The sequence below is a fragment of the Microbacterium sp. LWO14-1.2 genome (assembly GCF_038397715.1).
GTDB lineage: Bacteria > Actinomycetota > Actinomycetes > Actinomycetales > Microbacteriaceae > Microbacterium.
In genome coordinates, this window is record NZ_CP151633.1 from 1,396,222 (window position 1) to 1,416,408 (window position 20,187).

The window sequence follows — 20,187 nt, forward strand, 5'->3', positions numbered from 1 at the left end:
GCAGCGAGACGAAACGCGGTGAGGTCCGTACGACCCCTCGCCGCGTTTCGTCTCGTCGCTGCGCTCCTCACTCAACGACCGGGCGCGCCTACTCGGGCTGGTCGGTCGGCGGAGCCTCGGTGGGCGGAGCCTCGGTGGGCGGAGCCTCGGTCGGCGGGGCCTCCTTCTCCGGGGCGTCGGAATCCGGCACGTCCGCCGCGGCCCCCGTCTCGACCGTCACGATCGTCCGCACGGCCGAGTCGCCGTACTGCACGAGCCCGAGGTAGCGGGTGCCGGGGGTCAGGCCGGTCCAGCTGAGGTCGTAGCTCGTCTTCTCTCCGCGCACGGCGGCGATCGGGTTCGGGTTCGCCGTGAATGCGCCTGCCCCCTGCGGCTGCACGGCGGCGTAGGTCATGTCCCACGTCATCGGCGCCGAGGTGGCGTACACGTTCGCGACGACCAGATAGGTGCCCGCGGTCGGGGCGGTGACGGTGACCTGCTCGTCGGCCGATCCGGTGGCCGACCGCCACTGCTCGTAGTACCGCAGGTCGTCGGGGCTCACCACCCGGTAGACGGTCAGGTCGAGGTCGCTGCCGGTGTCGTCCGAGGAGTCGAGGTCGAACCGGGCGAGCGTCGTGCCCTCCGGTACGTCGACGATCCACGACACATCCTTGTTCGCGTCACCCGATGCCTCGTCGCCCGAGTGCCCGACGACGCGGCCGTCGGGGTCCTCCAGCAGTGTGAACGGCGTCAGGCCCGAGAGCCCGAGGGGCAGATCCCCGTCGACACCCGGCGTGATCTCGACCGTGGTCGATCCGTCGACGCCCGTGCCCGTGACCTCTGCCGGAGCATCCGCCGTGACCGGGAACACCGCGATGGGAGACCGCACCGTGTTCTTCTTGCTCGTCCAGGTGAGTGAGCCGGTGGCCCACTGCTCGACGGGAGCGCTCTGGTTGTCGAACGTGACGGTGTAGGTCGCCTTCTGGCCGGGGCGGTCGAACTTCAGGGTCGACGGCGACACGGTGACGTTCACCCCGGGGACGTCGACGGATGCCGTGAACGTGCCCTTCTCGGTCGCGGTGACCGTGCGGGTGACCGTCTGCGCGCTCGCGAGCGAGCCGATCGAGATCGACGCGGAGTTGAGGTCGCTGCCGTCGATGGGGTCGCCGGGGAAGTCGGCGAGTCCCTTGCCCTCGAGGAACGCCATCCAGTCGACCACGTCGTTCAGGTAGAGCAGGCCGGGGTTGAACATGCGTTTCGGGTCGACCTGTCCGGCGCCCTGCTGGAACGGGTCGCGGTTCGGCGATCCGTCGGCGTTCACCGTGTCGTACGCGGTGGTCATCATCGCGGACTTGATCTCGGCGGGCTTGGCGTTGGGCCGCTCGCCGAGGTACAGGGCCGCGAGGCCGGCGATGTGAGGCGACGCCATCGACGTGCCAGAGAGGATGCCGAAGGTCGGCGCCTCATCGGGGGCGTTGTTGGTCGCCGCGAGGATCGCGACGCCGGGAGCGGCGATGTCGGGCTTCATGACGTCGCTGCCGTCGGCGAGCATCGGGCCGCGGCTCGAGAAGCCCGCGATCTGCGGCGTCGGGGTGGTGACGCCGGTGGTGTTCTTGCCCACGAGGGAGATCGGGCGGTCGGTGCCGCCCTGGACGTAGGCGAGCACGGCCGCACGGTACGCGGAGGCGAGGTGCACGGTCGGTACGGCGTGGAAGTCGTTGTCGAGCGAGTCGGCCCCGCCCGGCACGTTCACGAGGACCATGCCGATGCCTCCGGCATCCTTCACGACCTGCGACTTCTCGGCACGCGCGTTGTTGCCGCGATCGCAGACCACGATGTGGCCGGCGGCCTTCGCGGCGTCGAGCGTGCCGGGGAGGCACACCGCGGCATCCGCACCCGAGGAACCGGATGCCGGGATGTCGCCGGCGTACACCGAGGGGCCGGTCACGGTCTGACCGAACGGCACGCTGACCGAGGCTCCCGCCTGCGCGAAGCCGTCGAACTGCACCGTGCCCTCCCAGGTCGGGATGGTGGATGCCGCGACGGTGGTGTACCACGGCGAGGCGTGGTCGGCCGTGACCGGGTCGGGGCCGTCGTTGCCTGCACTCGCTGCGACGAAGACGCCCGCGGCGGCCGCGTTGAAGAACGCGATGTCTTCGGGGGCGAGGACGGTGGATGCCGCGCCGCCGCCGATCGAGTAGTTGATCACGTCGACGCCGTCGGCCACGGCCTGGTCGATCGCGGCGATGAGGTCGCTGCCGGCGCAGATGTCGTCGGTGGTGACCGTGGGGTCGGGTCCGACGTAGCACGCCTTGTACGCGGAGATCTTCGCGCCGGGCGCGACGCCCGAGATGGTGCCGAAGTCCACGCCCTCGACGGTCGCCTTCACCTTGAAGTTGCCGGCCGCCGTGCTCGCGGTGTGCGATCCGTGACCGTCCCCGTCGCGCGGCGAGAGGTAGTCGTACTGGAAGTCGAAGCCGGCGGCGGCAGCGCCCGAGGAGAAGTACTGCGCTCCGATGAGCTTGCTGGAGTAGTCGCCCTTGTCCCAGCCCTGCCCCTCGACCATGGTCGCCTGGAAGCGGCCGCCGTCCGATTTGTCGAAGAAGACGGACGTGCCGTCGGTGTAGGGCTCGCGGCCCTTGTGGCGCTTGTTGTCCTTCTTCTGCTGCTTGAGCTTCTTGCCCTCGAACGAGGGGTGCTCCGGGGCGATGCCGGTGTCGATGACGCCGACCACGACGCCCTCCCCGGCCTTGTCGACGCCGCCGGTCTGCTGCCAGACGCCGCCCTTGCCCTTCTTGTCGTCACCGAGTCCGAGGAAGCTCGTGGAGGTCTGGGCATCGGGGTGGCGGATGAAATCGGGGTACACGCCGAACACGTCCTTCGAGGCGCGCAACTCGTCGACCTGCTCGCCCGAGAGCTGGGCGCTGAAGCCGTTGAGCACGACCTGGTAGGTGACGTCGGGTGTGACGCCGACCTCCTCCGCCAGCGTCTGCTGCTCGCTCTCGAGGTGCTGCACGTAACGCTGTGCGTCGGGCGATTCCGGCTCGAGCTGCTCGCCTTCGGCGGGCTTCGTCGCCTGCAGGCCGTTGATGTCGCCGGTATAGCTGGCGAGCGGGTCGGACTTCATCACGACGATGTAATGACCTGGCGTGCCCTCGACAGGGGTGGGGTTCACCCCCTCGACGCTTGCGTATCCCGCGGTTGTCGTGGAGGCGATGAACAGCGTGGCCAGGCTCGTGGCCGCCGCCATCCGGAGGGGTGTTCGACCCATGTGCTTCTCCGATGATCGTGCGGCCCGTTGCCGCAATGTCGCTCAAAGTAACCCGGGCTCACATCGGACTACCAGGTTCGGGGTCAAAACCTAGACGAAAGGCCAGTATGGCCGCGGCGATGGTCAGGTGCGTGTGGGATCGGTCTCAGCCCGGCAAGCAGTACTCTCGGCACTGTCACGCCCGCATCGCGAACTGTACGAGCGCGACCGTGGCGACGAACATGAACCACAACCCGAACAGGACGAAAAAGGCGCCGACGACGCGCAGTGTGCGCGGCGACTGCCTTCCCGCTGAAAGGTCGGCGATTCTCTTCCCCAGGAGCATGCGCTGCTGCTTGTAGATCGCATCGTTGGCGCGCCGGGAGTTCAGGGTTACCCAGACCCCGATGACGATGACCAGCGGCCCCCCCGATGAACCCGGGGATGATGATTCCTGGATCGATCACTTCGTTGCTCCTTCTCGGTCATTGCCCCAGTTCAAGTCGTGTCGTTCAAGAGACAGACCCGGTATGTTGACACATCCGTGACCCGGTGCACCCCGTCACTCGATCGCACTCATCAGCAGATTGCCGCTCTCATGAACCTCTTGTTCCGTTGCGCCCCTCAGCCCAGACCCGTTCGCAGTGGCCACGACGAACGTCGCGATCTCACGATCGCGGAAAGTCGACTCTCTTGTGGACGACAGAGTCAAGATGCTCGCCGTCACCGCCCACGCCGCACCGCCCACCTGAGCGCCTCGCGCCGAGCCCACCACCTTCATCGCGTGTCAGCACCGTGCTGCCGACGACCTTCTGTGCTCACCCAGTCGTCGATCCTCCTGAGCAACCTGCGTCGCGCGCCCTCGCCGAAAACCAAGGCATCTACGCCGCGAGGTCGAGTCCGATGCCAAACGTCGTCCCCGGAATCGCCCCAGGCGTCCGTTATTTCACTCAATTCCAAGATCGGCTCTCCACGACCGATTTTCCACACTTCGAGCATGAGGGATAACACGATGCGCAACCACAGCAGTCTCGCGTCTTCATCCGCGATCACTTCATCCGGGGAGTCACTTCGCAGCAACTCCGTAACCGCCGCATCGTCGTTTCCGCACGTATCAAGGATGAGCCGCTGCCCTGAGTCTAGGTGCGACCCGCTCTGCGCTCTTGCTGCGGTGAGCCTATACGCCAACGCGGGCGGGACGAGACCGAGGTGCCATCCGAACTCGAGATCGATGAAGCGAAGGGCGTGCAAGTCTGGGCGGTCGAGAGCGCGAAATTCTCGACCCTCGATCGGAGTCAGAGAGCGTCTGAGCTCGAGGAATGCATCGCCTTCGTTCATGTGACCTACCTTCCTTTCAAGAATGAATGCACCAGATATCCGCGCCCAACAACCCAGTTTTGCGTCCCCCGGGTGGAGTTCACGCTACCTCGGACCGAAACACTCAATCCCCAGCTGTTAGTTCGGCTAACCCGTGTGATCCGAACGGATCCCGAGAAGAGAATTCTTCGTTGAAGCCATGCGACCGAGATATGGAACGGATCGCGCTTCAGCGCCGCACTTCCCAGCGGGTAGGCCTTCGTGATCACTCGACTCACAACCGCACGGATGCCGGTCGTGATACCGCCTGCACCGATTGCACCCGTTCCCGCCGCCAGCGCAAGAGAACCGGCGTTGAACTTGTGCACGACCCGTCTCGACGCCTTATCACGCCCCACCTTGGTGAGCGCGAATCCGTCCGGGTTCGCCGCCTGCCGAAGCCTCTGCAAGCGTCGTATGTCATATCCGCGAGCTGGGTGCCATCGACCGTGACGGTCAGTGATGCCTCGGCTAGGACCCGCCGAACTCCTGCCATGGCTCTGTCGATTCGCTGTAAACGGCTCTCGAGGCAGGGACGATAGCGAGCGAGAGGCCGAATGCCGCGAGGACGAGAGACAACGAGTCGAAGACCTCGGCATCCTCGCGAACGAATTTGCGCAAGTCTACAATTCCCAGTGGCGAGCCAGAGGCGAGTACTTCGTTGTTCGCGGTCGCACGACGCTCCAGCATCTCAAGACGGTGATCCAGCGGGGTCGAACCATGAAACCTCCCACTTCCGTCCCAATCAGACGGCGGACGGCTTCCGGTCTTGGACCGCTCGAAGAGCGAGCAACGAACCCTTGATGCCCAAGGCTCCGGGACATTCTCGATGCCCAAAGACCAAAGAAACTCTCGGTCCCCGGTGTGCTTTAGGTCTATAGAAATGATGTCTTCCGGGAAAATACCCTCTGCTGCAACAGCTCCGGAGAACTCAAGATCCCATGTATCGCTCTGTAATTCGCTAGTCGCAACGCGTATTGCTCTCACGTACAACCCAGCAGATGGACCCGAACGACAAAACCCGATCAACTCCGATCTGCCGCTCAGCATATTTTCGTTTAGATTCATCTGATTACTCCGCCCATAGGTGAAGGGAGGGACGCTTGCCTCTCGTGCCGAGATTGATCTTCGTACGACCGCCAGCTTGAGGATGCCATCGAGCAGTATTTCCGTTTCGACCCGAAAGCATGTAGCCAGCGTGCGATGTTGTGCTGCGACTGGGGCTCCGACCGACCCACTTGTTGGTCGCGCGCACCGCCGCCCTGACGCTAGTGCTTTGAAACCCGGGGCTCTTCCCAGCGCGTTGGACAACTCGCGCCATCTGAATGAGCTTCGACGCCTCCCGCTCCACACTGATCGCAGTCTTGATTATCCTAGGCGCGCTGATCAACAGACGAGCGCCCAGGGTGACGCCCTTGATGGCGAGCCCCGCCGCGGTACCAACTCCCGGAATAAACATAATCGCCGTGGACACGACATCGAGAGCGAAGAGCCAATCGAATTCGCCGCTCAAGTCGCTGCTGTTGATGGGGTCGGTGGGCCAGACGTAGTCGTTGTCGACGCCGCCCTCGATGGGGTCGACTTGGAGGAAGCGTCCGAGGGTGGGGACATACAGCCGCACCCCCATCTCGACCACGAGCGTTGAACCCGCAGACTCTGCCGGCTTGAGAGCGCCTTGGTGCCAGAGGGTGTTGCCGGCGACCTGGTTCGTGTCATCCGCCGCGGTCGTGCCGATCGCGAACGTGGTCGGGTCGACGGACTGCCCGAACGGATCCCACAACAACAACGCACCGTTCGTACCGCCCGCGCGGGTGATCAATCCGTGGCCACCCAGCCCGGGGAAGGACCACGTAGCCGTCCCGGCCTGGTTCGTCCAGGACACCCCACCCGGGAGTCCGATGCTGCGGGTGAGGTCCGTGCCGGTCTTCTGCCCCCACGCCGCATCCCCACCCGCCGCGAACAGGTACTTCACCGTGGATGCCGGAGCGGCACCTGCGGGGTTGGTGGTGCGGGACACGATCCTCCCCGTCGCATCCCGCACGATCGCCACGGTCATGCCGTCGTCGTACGTAGTTCCCACATGCCGGTTCGCCGCGTCATAGCTGAACTGCATATCCGCGAGACGGGTCGTGTTCCCCCGCCCGTCGTACACGATCTCAGATGCCGCAACCCCGTCGGTCACACTCGACGCCCCCGGGATCGCGCCCGTCACCGTCGAGGAGAGGAGTCTGTCAGCCCAGTCGTAGCAGTACGCCGTCGACGTCGTCACCGGTGCCCGCCCGGGAGCCGTCCACACGTCCGTCAGCCCCGTCCGGTTCCCCGACGCACCCGCGGACGTGTTCGGACCACACCCACCCGACGAGCCGAACGCATAGGTGAGCTCGTGCCCGGGGATCTTCGCCGTCACCAACCGGCCGGCCGCGTCATACCCGTACGTCGACGAATACGACACCGACCCCGACGCCGACGTCTGCTGCACCACCCGCCCCGACTGCGACCGGACCACACTGTCAGTGACGGTCTGCCCGCCCACCGACCATTTCTGCGACACGACCCGCTCCGCCTTGTCACGCCCGACCTGAGTCAGCGCCGACCCGTCCGGGTAAGTGACCTGCGCCAATCGTTGGAGCGCGTCATACGTCACGCCCGCGAGCTGGGTCCCGTCGACGGTGACCGTGAGGACCTTCCCGTCCGCGTCGTACGTGTACGCCGTCACCGACGCCACCCCACCCGCCGGAGTCGTGGAGATCTGCGACACCCGCCCCGAGACCGGGTCATACGTCGGGGTCGTGACCGTGCCCCACACGTCCGTGTAACTCACCGTCCGCCCCAACAGGTCGGTCTGGGTGGTGATCGTCGAATCGTTCGGCGACCCTGCGACGGTGACGCCGGTCGTCGCATACGTGTACCCGCCACCGACGGGACGCACCATCTGGTCGGTGGTCGACGAGATCGTGTTCGTGCCCGTCGGACCGACAACCGTCGACGAGTAGACCGATCCGCGCGCGTTGTAGGCGGTGCACGACCAGTCCGCATCCGCCGACGTCTTCGTGGCCACCGTGCGACCCCACGCGTCATACGCGAACGATGTCGTGATCGCCGACCCCGCCGCCGGCGTCGGACCCGTGGTCGACTTCACCAACCCCGCCTGCTTCGTCCCCGCGGGAATCCCGCACACCGCCGGCGCGTTCTCGAGATCCCCGTAGTACGCCGATGTCGTCTGCGCGGACGCCGGAGCACCCACCACCGTCGCCCCCGGGAGAGCCCGGGTGAGACGCCGCAACCAGCCCGACCCACCCGGCTGCTCGTACGTCGTCGCCGTCTTCAACGCCAACCCATCCGGATCCACCGTGGATGCTGTCGCCTGCCCCAACCACGGATGCTGATACGTCATCGTCGCGGTCGTCGTCGGCGCCACTGCCCCCGACACGGCCGTCGAGTCATCCGCCGTCGTCTTCGTCACCAACCCGTAGTCCGGGCGCAAAGCGCTCCCGGGAACCACCGACGCGGTCGTGCCCGACGACGGGGTACGCCACTTCAGCTGCAGGGTCGCCGTCGAGCTGTCGTCGCGGTACTCCACACGGATACGCCGACTCTCCCCCGCCGCGACCGTGACCGGCGCACCGACCCGCTCCGCCGACCCGGTCTCCCACTTGTCCACCACGAGCGTGTCACCCACCCACACGCGGGCACCGTCGTCACTGCTCGTGACGAACGTGTACTGCCCCGCCGCCGGGAACGTGACCAACCCCGTCAGACGCAGCGACCAGTTATCGGCCGGAATGCCCGTGCCCGGAGACGCCGCACCCCACGCGCGATCCACCGCTCCGTCCGCACCGCCGATGCCGAGGTCGATCAGCGCCGGCTTCCCGGCGAGATGCGGGTTCGCGTAGTAGGTCGCCTGCAGGCCCTGCAGTCCGTCGTCGTACGTCGTCGCCGTGTGAGCGGGAAGGATGCCGCATCCACTCACCCCGACCGGATTCGACACCGGCCGGCCGTTCGCCTGGAAGCACGCCCCCGGAGCGGGACCATACGTGTCCGTTGCACGATCCGTCGCCGGGTCGTACACCGTCGTCGACTTCATGCCCAGCGAGTTCGTCGCCGACAGCACCAGGTCCTTCGTCGGATGCCACTCCTGCGTCGCCGTGACACCAAGGGGGCTCGTCGCCGACGTCTGCCGCCACACCGCGTCGTACGCGACCGTGCTCGTCGAATTCGGCACACCCTTCACAGACACGGCGCTCGTTCGCGCCGCGAGGTCGTAGGCGTAGGTCTTGGTCATGCCCGGTGTCGGTCCACCGTCGGGGGAAGGGAGATCGATGGAGGAGACGCGGCCGTCCGTCCGCCAGATGTTGACGTACGGCGGGTCGTAGTCGCTGACTACCGGCTGCGCGAGGAGGTAGTCGTTCGCGGTCGAGTCCAGGATCGAATGCATGACCCCGTCGCGGTAGCCGAAAACGGTACGCTCTCCGCCCGGGTCCTCGATGATCCAGAGCTGTCCGCCCGCGTAATAGAGGTTCGTGACCGGTGTGTAATCCGGGGCCAGCTTCGGATACACGATCTGGCAGAGAGAGCCGGCGCGCGCCGGGTAGTAGTTCGGCGGAAGCGTCGGACACACGGTCTGTGCTGCGTCCTGATAGACGAACGACACTTTGCGGTGATAGGTCGCCCCGTCCTTCGACAGCGGGTCGACGATCTCCTTCACGGTGCCGTCGCCGTTGTAGATCAAGATCGGGGCGGCCGGCTTCTGACCGTCCGCGACCGACGTGGCCGACTCGACGCTGCCGTTCGCCGCGAACTGATAGACGGTGCCGCCCTCATCGGCGAAGACCACGCGGCCCGCGGCGTCGAGCGACACGACGCCGTACTCCCCGACCGGGGGCGTGTACCCGCCGGTCGAGGTGCGGGTGTACGTGTGGGCACCGCCGGTGACGTCGGTCAGCACGATCGCCTGCGGCTCGATCGTCGCCTTCGCCCATGCCGACGCATCGCCGGCGATAGGCGTGGATGCCGTCCATCCCTCGCGCATCGTCGTGCGCTGGGTCGTGAACCACGACGCCGGCACGATCACTGGACCGTCGGGATCGGCGAGATCGTCAGCCCACAGCTCGACATACGCTCCCGCTGATGCCTGGTAGTAGTCCAGCTGGATCGGCACCTCCTGGGTGGAGAGGTTCTGGTTGCCCGACCACTCGATTCCGGTCTCGCCGTTGGCCCACTTGTCGAGGATCGTCGCGCTGTTGACCCGCAGCTTCACACCGTCGTCGTGCCGCACCCCGAACCGCCACTGCGACGACGCATGCGGCACACGGACGAACCCGTTCCACTGCGCCATGAAGTTCTCGCGGGTGAGCGCCGGGCCGGGCGACTCGGTCGACCAGTCGAACGACAACGCCGAGTCCGTGCGGACCATGAGTGGCGTCTTGCCTGTGAACGTGTACCCGGCGGGCGCCGTCGGCACGTTCCCGAGAGTGTCTTTGCCGCTGTAGTACGAGCCGGTGAGACCCATGTTGGAGATCCCCGCGGCGAGGGAGTTGTAACTGAACGACATGCCCATCGGGCCGCCGAGCGTGTTGATCAGCGGGGAGGAGAACGACAGGTTCGCGTTACCGTTCGCGAGGTTGACGGTCACCGGGCCGGTCGTGTCGAACGGGGACGGGCCGGATGACCCCAGCCGCATGTCGACCTTGAGGCGTTTCACCCACGCGGGTGTCGTGTTCTTGCCGATCCCGTCGGTGGGCTGCACGATCCACGAGTAGATGTTCCCGTCACGCAGTGTGCCCGGTGGTACGGTCCACCGCACCTTGCCATCGGGATCCGCGGCGACCAGGCCCGAGGTGAACACCGCTCCGGACTTCGCGTCCGCGCCGGTCGCGATCTTGAACTCGTACTTCACTGTGCCGTTCGCGGGGATGTTGTCGGGATCGGTGACCGCGTCCACCTGCAGGGTCGGAGTGAGCGTCACGATCGTCTCCGGCATCCCCGAGGCATTGCCCGGGAATGCGCTCGCCTCCGGAGGTGTGGGCGGCACGAGCTGGGTCGACAGCGAACGCACGGACGAGACGATCTCCGTGGACTGGCCGAGCCAGGTGCTGTGCCCGTCGACGGTCCGCGCGCGCCAGTAGTACGTCGCACCGGGGAGCAGCTTGTTCTCGGGGACCGTCACCTGCTTCGACCCGATCCACCCCGACGACCACACCGGGTTCGACATGTCGGCGCTGGCCGAGACCTCGAACGACTGCAGCTGCGTGGGAGAGTACGGCGAGGAGTTCGTGGTCGCCACCGACAGAGTCGGCGTGATCGACTGCCCCGTCGCACCGTTCGCCGGAGCCACCTGGCTGACCGTGGGATAGTCCCAGTACTCGATGTACATCGCGGTGGCGATCCGCTTGTACGTGTACGCCGAGGACTCCCATCCCTGAATGTGCACGGGGATCGCGGACATGTTCGACCCGAAGTAGTTGACCATATGGCGCCCGATCCCCTCGCCCGACGTATACGCGTCGCCGTTCGTGAGATAGAAGTCGGCCAGCCAATCACCCCGACAGTTGTAGCAGTCGCCCGTGCCCTTGTTCACCGCCGCGTGATACCCGGCAGTCGTGCCCGCCCCGGCGTACACCGCATACATCTGCGCGTTGCCGACGAACTTCTTGTACGCGGGCGTGGCATCGAACCACGTGTACGTGCGCCAGAACACGTTCTGGTTGTTCTGGCGGGTGTTTCCGATATGAGACTGGTCGATGAACACCGCGCCGTCGGACTTGAACGACCGCTGATGCGGCGGACCCCACTGGATCGTCGGGTCGACGTACACGGGGTACGTGCGCTCATCCGACCGCAGCCAGTCACGGTCGACGTCGATGCGGTAGATCCACGACCCGTCGACGTCCTGTTCGATCGCGACGTCGGCGTTGATGAGCGTGTCCTCGCTCTGTCCCTCCTCGCCCGAGGAGTCCCAGACAACCGGGGTGGGAACGTGCATCACCACGGCGCCGCCTGCGTCGCGCAGTTCGAGCACGTCGCGCTCGGCGAGCACCGGCACCAACTCGCCGACGTCCAGGCGCCACGACCATGTCGCCGCCCCCCTTGGCGCCGACGCGAGGATTAGCGTCTCCTTCACCCCGCCGGGTTCGACCTCGTACTCCAGATCCACACCCGCACGGATATCCGAGAAACGCAGGACGTCCGTCGTCTCGCCATCCGACGAATCGGACTCGGCGCGGACGCTCGCGGTCCCGTCCAACGAAAACGACACATCGTGGCCGTTGACCTCGACCGACACGGCGTCGCCCGAATCCGTCTCGTCTGCGAAAGACGGTGCGAGCGGATGCTGCTCCGCCACCCATCGGTCGCCGTCCTTCACGACCTGGGTGGATATCTCGTTCCAGTCGCCCTCCGGCGTCAGATAGTTCAGGGGCTCCTCGGACTCCTTGACGACGAACGATCCCTCATCGGTCTCTACCGTTGTCGAGAACTGGTCGCGTTCGACCACCTCTCCCGCTTCCGCACGTTCGGCGAGCTCCTCGCCATCCGTCTCGACCTTCTCTGCCCGACGCGAGTAGCGAGCGGGGGTCGTCTTCTCCACGACCGCAGGCTCAGCATCAGCGACGAGCTCGGAGAAATCACCGGTGGGCATCTCCGGGGCGACTTCTTCCGGTGCCGCTGGCTCGCCACCGAGCCGCTCGACGTCGTCCGCCTGCAGCTCGCCGTTGTCGGGGATATCCCGCGACGCCGGCACCGCCGTGACGGGACTCGCGGTGCTGACCAGCACGTCGGCGACCGCGGCCGCTTCGGGGGTCACGACGGCGAGGACCGTCGCCAGCGCGCAGGCGAGTACGGCAGCAGAGATACGGCGCACCGCAGTTCCTTCCGCAGGGGGACCGCGGACGTCATCGCCACATAGCCAAGGAATAGCGGATGGACAGGTCGCAGTGCGAGACATGTTTCGTCACGAGTGCGTAACGGGCTACGGCACCCCGCAGTATTCCGCGCAGTCCCGCGCGATCGTGGGCCGAACGTATTCCGGAATACCGTCGTAAAGCGGTCTCAGCCCCGCTCCGGCGAGTGCACCCGGGCGAGGAAGCGGGCCGTGCGCGGCGACGGACCCCACGGATCGAGCTGCGACACGACCACCGTGACCGCCGTGGCGAGCGGGATCGTCCACGCGGCGGGCTGTGCCAGATACGGAGCCGCGACGCCCACCCCGCCGATGGCGGCGTGCACGAGCAGCGCGAGCCCGGCGGCGAGGCCGCCCGACAGCATCCCGGCGACGGCTCCTCGGGACGTGAGGCCGCGCCACCAGACGCCGAGCAGCACGACCGGCGACAGCGTCGACGCCGCCACCACGAACACGACGCCGACGCTCGATCCCAGCCCGGCGGGGGCGGTCAGCAGCGCCACCGTGAGCGGCACGAGCGCGCACAGCACGGCGGAGAGGCGGAAGGATCGGACGGATCCCGAGAACACGTCCTGGCTGATCACCCCGGCGAGCGACACCACGAGCCCGGCGGACGTCGCGAGGAACGCCGCGAAGGCTCCGGCGACGATGAGCGCGGTGAGCAGCTCGCCCGCGATACCGGGGAACACTCGCGAGGGCAGCAGCAGCACGACCGTGTCGGCGACTCCCGGCACCGCGAGGTCGGGAGCCGCGATGCGCGCGAGCAGCCCCATCGTGCTCGATACGGCGTAGAACGCGCTCACCATGCCGATCACGATCACCGTCGTCCGTCGCGCAGACACCCCGGTCGGACTCGTGTAGAAACGCACCAGCACGTGCGGCAGTCCCATCGTGCCGAGCAGGAGCGCCAGGAGCAGGGATGCCGTCTCATAGGCGTCGAACCCCGAGGGGCCCGCCTCCGCGGGGAACACCAGCGCGGGATCGAAGTCGTGCGGACCGCCGCTCAGCGCGAACCCGATGCACACCACCGGCACGAGCAGCGCCGTGAGCTTCAGCCAGTACTGGAACGCCTGCACGTAGGTGATCGCCCGCATCCCGCCCGCCGCCACCGCTGCCGCGACGAGCACGGCGACGAGCACAGCTCCGACCCACTCGGGCACCCCGGCGACGACGAGCAGCGTGATGCCTGCGCCATGCAGCTGCGGCACGATGTACAGCCAGCCGATCACCAGCACCGCGATGCTCGTGACGCGGCGGGCGGCCGTCGACTCGAGCCGCGCCTCCATGAAGTCCGGGATCGTGTACGCGCCGCTGCGACGGAGCGGAGCCGCGACGAACACGAGCACCAGCAGGTAACCGGCCGCGTATCCGATCGGGAACCAGAACCCCCGCGCCCCATCGAGCAGCACGAGGCCCGAAAGCCCGAGGAAGGTCCCCGCCGACAGGTATTCGCCGCTGATCGCCGAGGCGTTCCACACCGGACGCACCGTGCGGGACGCGACGAAGAAGTCACCGGTCGTCCGCGAGATCCGCAGGCCGTAGACGCCGATCAGCAGCGTCGCGACGACGACGAGCGCGATGCCGACGAGGTCGAGGACGGCGTTCACTCGCGATCCCGCAGCGCACGGAACCGACGTTCGTTGCGCGCCGCCGTGCGCACGTACAGCACCGCGAACACGAGGATGATCGGGTAGAACGCGTACGCCTGCAGCAGCCACGACAGCGGCAGCCCCCACACCACCAGCTCGTCGATCTCCGGAATCAGGGCGACGGCGAGGGTCAGCGCGATCACCACGAGCACGAAGCCGGCGACCGTGCCGAGGGCGAGCCGCAGCTGGCTGCGCATGAGCGCACGGGTGAACACGGCATCCGCTTCATCGACCGGCGAGCCGGGAAGAGCGATGCCGCGGGTGAGGGGCGTCGCACGCCGGGCGGGTGTCTCGGCCGTGACGCGGACGCGTCTGGGGGTCTCGGTCACGGCGCCCCCTCGACCCGCAGGAGGGCGTCGCGCACCGCGGGGACGAGGCGTCTGCTCACGGGCAGCACAGCGGCATCCACCACGACCGCCGGCTCCGCGCCCGACAGACGCGCCTCCGTCACCGCCGCCGAGCGGACGAGGGTGGACCGATGGATGCGGAGGAACCCGGCATCCGACCACCGGGTCTCGAGCTCGGAGATCGGCACGCGCACAAGATGCCCGCCATCGGCGGTATGCAGGCGCGAGTAATCGCCCTGCGCCTGCACCCAGCGCACCTCGCTGCGCCGCACGAACCGCACGGTCGACCCGATCGTCACGGGCAGCACCTCATCGTCGGCAGGGGCGGCGACCTCGCCCAGAGCGATCACTCGATCCACCGCCTGCCGCAGCCGCTCGACCCGCACGGGCTTGAGCAGGTAGTCGGCCGCACGCAGCTCGAATGCCTCGACAGCGCGAGCCTCGTCAGCGGTGACGAACACGACCGCCGGCGGGGTCGCGAGCGTGAGCAGCGCGCGTGCGAGGTCGGTGCCGAGCAGTCCGGGCATGTGGATGTCGAGGAAGGCGATGCGCACGGCGCGCTGCGACAGCATCCGCAGCGCCTCCGCCCCCGAGGTCGCCGTGAGCACCTCGCCGATGCGCGCGTCGAGGCGCAGCAGGTGCGCGAGCTCATCGAGCGCCGGCTTCTCGTCGTCGGCGACGAGGACGTCGATCATGCGCACCTCGGTCGTCATCGAAGTCTCAGTCGTTGTCGGGATCATGCTGCGGTTGCGACTTCGGCACCCGCATGCGCACCAGGGTACCCGCGCCGGTGTTGGTCTCGACGACGAGGCCGCCATCCGGGCCGTAAAGCTGGCGCAGACGGGTGTCGACGTTTCGGAGGCCGACGTGCAGGCCGTCGTCCGCTGCGGTCAGGGTGGCGCGCAGCCCGTCGGGGTCCATGCCGACGCCGTCGTCCTCGACCGTGAGCTCCGTGTGCGTGCCGTCGTCGCGTGAGACGATGCGGATCTCCCCTCCCCCTTCTCCCGGTTCGATGCCGTGACGCACGGCGTTCTCGACGAGCGGCTGCACCGACAGGAACGGGATCACGGTCGCGAGCGTCTCCGGTGCGATCTGCAGGGTCACACGAAGACGCTCGCCGAACCGCGCGCGCTCCAGTTCGAGGAAGGAGTGGATGCTGCCGAGCTCCTCCGCGAGCGTCGTGAACTCCCCCTGACGACGGAAGGAGTACCGCGTGAAGTCCGCGAACTCGAGCACGAGGTCGCGGGCGCGCATCGGGTCGGTGTGGATGAACGAGGCGATCGCGGTGAGCGCGTTGTAGATGAAATGCGGGGAGATCTGCGCGCGCAACGACCGCAGCTCGGCCTCGGCCAACTGCGTGCGCGAGGCGTCGAGGGAGCCCAGCTCGACCTGCGCGGCGCACCAGTCCGCGACCTCCTGCGCCGCACGCACGAGGGCCGCTCCCACCGGAGAGGCGAACGCGACGACCGCGCCCACGACCTGTCCGTCGACGACGATCGGCGCACCGACTCCCTCCAGGTCGTCCGACCGTCCGCCGGGAGAGCGGAACACCTGCCGCCGCCCCGACGCGCGCACCTGGCCTGCGATGCGCATCGCCGCCGCTTCCAACCCGTCGGACGGCCCGTCGAACGACACCGCGTCGTCGTCGCCGACGATCGCGACCGCCGCACTCCCGAGCAGAACCCGCAGATGCCGCGCGGCCTTGACCACGTCTGGCCCCGCCAGCCCCGCCCGTAGATGGGGCGCAGCGAGACTCGCCTGATGCAGGGCCTGCAGCGCCGCGCGCTCGGCGTCGCTGCCGAGGTCGGCCGACCCGCGGGCGAGCCGCCGCGCGAGCAGCAGGAGCACCGTCAGCACGATGCCGCCGAGCGCACCCAGCACAGCGGCGAGGACGACGTCGTTCATGCCCTCAGCCTAGGCATCCTGCATCCTGCATCCTGCTCCCTCGCGTCTGTGTCCGCACCCCGCCCCGCGCCCCGCGTCCCGCGCCCCGCGCCCCGCGCCCTGCGCCCCGCGCCCCGCGCCCCGCGCCCCGGAGCGTCGAGACCCACCACGCGCGTCGAGACCCATCCCGGGCGACGCTCGGGGTGATGGGTCTCGACGCGGATGGTGGGTTTCGGCGCAGGGGAGCGCGGGAAGCAGCGCGCGGGGACGCAGCGCGCGGGACGCGGAGCAGGGGAGCGCGCGGGAGTCAGCAGCAGCGAGCGCCCGGATTGCGGTCCTGGTCGTCCATGCGCTGCCGCCAGAACTGACGCTCGGTCAACGGTTCCTCGTCGGGGTGGTGGCGCCGGTGATGGGCGACATAGGTCGCGTAAGCGGTGTCGCCCATCAGCGTCGTCATGTACCAGCGGATGCCGCGGCCCACCCGCCCCGCGGTGCACCAGAGTGCCCGCAGGGCGGTGGCCGCAGCATCCGTCCGATTTATCGTGTCGGTCATCTCAGTCGGTCATCTCAGTGCGTCGATGCCTTGCGCTCGTCGGCGAGGATCGGCTCCCACTGCTTCTCGAGCTCGCGCTCCTCAGCGGTCGGGAGGAAGCCCGCGGGGGCGTAACGGCGCGACGCGACCGGCGCGTCTTCGCTGTTCTCCCCTCCGCCGTTGCGGATCGCCTTGATGGTCGCCACGACCGCCGCGATCATCACCACGATCGCGAGGGTGACGAAGATGATCGACAGCGTGCCCTGCACCGCGGTGTTGCGGATGACGGCCTCCAGCACCTTCGGCTCACCGAGCGACGTGTCGCCCGAGTTCAGCGCCTCGCGGTACCGGAAGTGGTTCGCCCAGTAGCCGATCGCCGGGACCGGCGAGAGGATCTTGTACAGCGACGCCGTGATCGTGACGACGGCCGTGAACGCGAGCGGCAGGCCGATGATCCACAGCCACTTGACGTACGACCGTCCGCGCTTCGCGACGATCGCGAGCACCACGGCGAGCGCGATCGCGGCGAGAAGCTGGTTCGCGATACCGAACAGCGGGAAGAACGTGTTGATGCCGCCGAGCGGATCGGTGACGCCGAGGATGAGGATCGCTCCCCAGCCGGCCACCATGATCGCGGTGCAGATCCACACGCCGGGACGCCACGAGACGTCACGGAACTTGGGGAACCAGGCGCCGATCGAGTCCTGCAGCATGAATCGTGCGACGCGGGTGCCGGCATCCACCGCGGTGAGGATGAACAACGCCTCGAACATGATCGCGAAGTGGTACCAGAACGCCATCAGCGCCTGACCGCCGAGGGCCTGCTGCATGATGTGCGCGAGCCCGAGGGCGAGGGTCGGCGCGCCGCCGGTGCGCGACACGATCGATTCCTCGCCGACCGCCGCGGCCGTTCCCGTGAGCATGTCGGGTGTGAGATTCACGCCCGTCAGCCCCAGGGAGTTGACGAAGGCGACGGCTCCCTCGACGGTGCCGCCGGTCGCCGCGGATGGCGCGTTCATCGCGAAGTAGATGCTCTGGTCGATCGAGATCGCCGCGACGAGCGCCATGATGGCGACGAACGACTCCATGAGCATGCCGCCGTAGCCGATGAAGCGCGTCTGACGCTCCTTCTCCACGAGCTTCGGCGTCGTCCCCGAGGCGATCAGCGCATGGAAACCCGACAGGGCGCCGCAGGCGATCGTCACGAACAGGAACGGGAAGAGCGGACCGGCGAACACCGGCCCCATGCCGTTCTCGCCGAAGATGCTGACGGCCGGGACCGAGATCTCGGGACGCACGAGCACGATCGCCCCGGCGAGCATGACGATCACGCCGATCTTCATGAACGTCGAGAGGTAGTCGCGCGGGGCCAGCAGCAGCCAGACGGGCAGCACCGCGGCGATGAAGCCGTAGATGATGATCCCCCAGGCGATCGTCGTGCGGTCGAGGTGGAAGATCGCCTGACCCCACTCGGTTCCGGCGACCCAGCCGCCCGCGATGATCGCGGCCATCAGCAGCACGAAGCCGATGATCGACACCTCGGTGACCTTGCCAGGGCGCAGGTAGCGCAGGTACACGCCCATGAACAGGGCGATCGGGATGGTCATCGCGACCGAGAAGACACCCCAGGGGCTCTCTCCGAGCGCGTTCACCACGACCAGCGCGAGGATCGCGACGATGATCAGCATGATGAGGAGGGATGCCACGATCGCGGCCGTGCCGCCGATCCTCCCCAGTTCCTGACGCGCCATCTGGCCGATCGTGCGGCCGCCGCGGCGCATCGAGAAGAACAGCACCGTGTAGTCCTGGACGGCTCCGGCGAGCACGACGCCGACGATGATCCAGATCGTCCCGGGCAGGTAGCCCATCTGCGCGGCGAGCACGGGGCCGACGAGCGGGCCGGCGCCGGCGATGGCGGCGAAGTGGTGGCCGTAGAGCACTCGGCGGTCGGTGGGGACGTAGTCCTTGCCGTCCTGCTTGACCTCGGCGGGCGTGGCCCGACGGTCGTCGGGACGCGTGATGTAGCGCTCGATGACCTTCGAGTAGAAGCGGTAGCCGATGAGGTACGTGCAGACCGCCGCGAACACGAACCAGATCGCGTTGACGGTCTCGCCGCGGACGATGGCCAGCATCACCCAGGCCACGCCGCCGAGCAGGGCGATGGCGGTCCAGAGCAGGATCTTCGGCAGAGTCCAGCGGCTCGAACGCTCGTGGTGCTCGTCGGTCAGGGCGACCGGCGGAAGCGTCGGGTCTGTGACGATCACGGGATCGTCGTCGGTGGTCGCGGCGCCGCGGCTGTGCGGCGAGGATGCGGTCATGGGGTTCTCCTCGGGATGCGCGTCATTGCGTTCACCCACGCTAGGGATCGACGGCGGTCGGACGGATGCCGGCGGCCGAACGGTGCGACGAGCGGTGCGGACGATGCGACGAGCGGTGCGTCGAACGGATGCGGCGACCGGTTTTGCACGGCGGCTCGCGGCCTTCGCGGCATCCCTCCGCAAGTAGTCTGGAACCGTGGCCCGCACCCCTCTCCTGTCGACGCGCGTGCTGCTCGTCTGCGCCGCGATCGGCGTCGCCACCGGCATCCTGGGCGGCATCGCCGGGCTCGTCACGCCGGGGGTGCTGGTGCTCACGCCCTACCTCTACGGCCTCGTGCTCGGGTCGCACGTCCTGCCGGGGATCATCGCGCAGGAGGTGCTGCGCAGGCCGCTCGTCGCGCTCGTGACGCACGTGATCGCCGCGCTCATCTCGAGCGCGTTCAATCCGGCATGGTCGCTGCGCTTCATCGGCACGGCGCTGCTGTTCGGAGCGATCCAGGAGGGGATCGCCGCGCTGACCCGCTACCGTGCGTGGGGCGCATGGCGGTTCTTCCTGTCGGCGGGGGTGATCGGCATCCTCGTCGCCGTGGTCGTGTTCTTCGCGGCGCACCTCGGGGCGCTGCCGCCGTGGGCGCAGATCGCGTATCTCGTGGTGTCGGTGCTCGGCCCGGTGGCGTGGACCGCGGTCGGGCTCGCGATCGGCTCGGCGCTGAGTCGCGCGGGCGTCGCGCGTCGCTGACCTCGCGCCCCGCCCCCTCCTGCCTCTCCCCCTCCCGTCCCTGCCTCTGCCCCTCACGCCCCCTCCCTCCCTCACCTTCCCCTCCCCTTCTGCGCCGAGACCCATCACGCGCGCCCAGGCCCACCACGCGCACCGTGCGCCACGGTGGGTTTCGACGCGGGTGGTGGGTCTCGGCGGCTGGGGGCGCGGAGGAGGGTGCGAGCGCGGCATCGAGAGGTAGGTAAGGCTCGGCTAAG

Annotated in this window: 10 protein-coding genes; 1 reads left to right on the top strand and 9 read right to left on the bottom strand. The window is 67.9% G+C overall.

The window, feature by feature from the left end; all coding sequences use genetic code 11:
• Nucleotides 1–88: 88 nt before the first annotated feature.
• The 9 genes from MRBLWO14_RS06720 to MRBLWO14_RS06760 all read right to left on the bottom strand — a co-directional run bounded on the left by MRBLWO14_RS06720 (nt 89) and on the right by MRBLWO14_RS06760 (nt 19,212).
• Complete coding sequence (locus MRBLWO14_RS06720; RefSeq protein WP_341935682.1) at nt 89–3,250, bottom strand: S8 family serine peptidase; 3,162 nt, start codon at nt 3,248–3,250, stop codon at nt 89–91.
• Between the two features lie 175 nt (nt 3,251–3,425).
• A complete protein-coding gene (locus MRBLWO14_RS06725; protein WP_341935683.1) occupies nt 3,426–3,575 on the bottom strand; it encodes a hypothetical protein in 150 nt (49 codons plus the stop codon).
• 2,082 nt (nt 3,576–5,657) lie between these two features.
• Nucleotides 5,658–12,443 (bottom strand): PA14 domain-containing protein, encoded by a 6,786-nt coding sequence (locus MRBLWO14_RS06730; protein ID WP_341935684.1) that lies wholly within the window; start codon nt 12,441–12,443, stop codon nt 5,658–5,660.
• A gap of 188 nt (nt 12,444–12,631) precedes the next feature.
• Nucleotides 12,632–14,089, bottom strand: a complete 1,458-nt coding sequence (locus tag MRBLWO14_RS06735) for a cation acetate symporter (protein ID WP_341935685.1) — start codon at nt 14,087–14,089, stop codon at nt 12,632–12,634.
• Nucleotides 14,086–14,460, bottom strand: a complete 375-nt coding sequence (locus MRBLWO14_RS06740) for a heavy metal transporter (RefSeq protein WP_341935686.1) — start codon at nt 14,458–14,460, stop codon at nt 14,086–14,088. Before MRBLWO14_RS06740 ends, MRBLWO14_RS06735 begins: the two co-directional genes overlap by 4 nt.
• Entirely contained in the window at nt 14,457–15,173 is a 717-nt protein-coding gene (locus MRBLWO14_RS06745; RefSeq protein WP_341936174.1) for a LytTR family DNA-binding domain-containing protein, read from the bottom strand. The genes MRBLWO14_RS06740 and MRBLWO14_RS06745 overlap by 4 nt, the downstream gene beginning before the upstream one ends.
• 25 nt (nt 15,174–15,198) lie before the next feature.
• Nucleotides 15,199–16,383, bottom strand: coding sequence for a histidine kinase (locus MRBLWO14_RS06750; protein ID WP_341935687.1), 1,185 nt, complete (start codon nt 16,381–16,383; stop codon nt 15,199–15,201).
• Between the two features lie 286 nt (nt 16,384–16,669).
• Nucleotides 16,670–16,915 (bottom strand): YbdD/YjiX family protein, encoded by a 246-nt coding sequence (locus tag MRBLWO14_RS06755; RefSeq protein ID WP_341935688.1) that lies wholly within the window; start codon nt 16,913–16,915, stop codon nt 16,670–16,672.
• A 14-nt stretch (nt 16,916–16,929) separates the two neighbouring features.
• On the bottom strand, nt 16,930–19,212 hold the full coding sequence (locus MRBLWO14_RS06760; protein WP_341935689.1) for a carbon starvation CstA family protein: 2,283 nt from the start codon (nt 19,210–19,212) through the stop codon (nt 16,930–16,932).
• 196 nt (nt 19,213–19,408) lie between these two features.
• Between MRBLWO14_RS06760 and MRBLWO14_RS06765 the strand changes: the two genes are divergently transcribed.
• Nucleotides 19,409–19,951, top strand: a complete 543-nt coding sequence (locus MRBLWO14_RS06765; RefSeq protein WP_341935690.1) for an ECF transporter S component — start codon at nt 19,409–19,411, stop codon at nt 19,949–19,951.
• Nucleotides 19,952–20,187 lie beyond the last annotated feature (236 nt).